We start from the raw sequence: 630 nt of genomic DNA, 5'->3' as shown, positions 1-630 counted from the left end.
CTTAGCCCGCGCTGCTGCCAATCGGCACACTGGCGGCAAGCCTCATGAATAATCCACTTACCAATGGGAATAATCAGGCCGTTATTCTCTACCATATCGATAAAGAAAAATGGCGATAACAAACCACGCTTAGGATGCTGCCACCTTAATAGAGCTTCGCAACCAATCAGCTTTCCGGTACTCAAATCCATTTGCGGTTGATAGTGCAATACAAACTCTTCCCGTTCGACAGCATGGCGTAACTCTTCCTCCAAGGCCATACGCGAGTCAGCATCTTTATGGAGCTGATGATTAAAGATATGGTAGCTATTCTTGCCTGAGGCTTTGGCTTGATACATCGCTAGATCGGCGTTTTGCAACAAAGTTGCAGCGGATACACCATCCAAAAGAGACAATGTGATGCCAATACTCGATGATACAGAAAGGCGCCTTCCCTCAATTGCAACGGGCTCTTCCAGAACTCTCAGCACCTTTCTTGCAAGCTCTACAACCTTCTTTTCACTGTGAACACCACTAAGCACAAGGCAAAATTCATCGCCACCGGTACGCGCTGCAATATCAATATCAGAAACACAACTTTTAAGTCGGTCGGCAACCACAGACAATAAGTTATCACCAACCAGGTGCCCT

General features: G+C 46.7%; 1 protein-coding gene. It reads right to left on the bottom strand.

Annotated features, from left to right (window positions below):
- Positions 1-630: diguanylate cyclase domain-containing protein (locus tag A3757_RS00910; RefSeq protein ID WP_156506073.1), on the bottom strand; the 630-nt coding region annotated here is incomplete at both ends.

This window comes from Oleiphilus sp. HI0117, assembly GCF_001635235.1.
The sequence above is the reverse complement of the archived record's forward strand: the minus strand, read 5'-3'. Positions and strand labels throughout refer to the sequence as shown.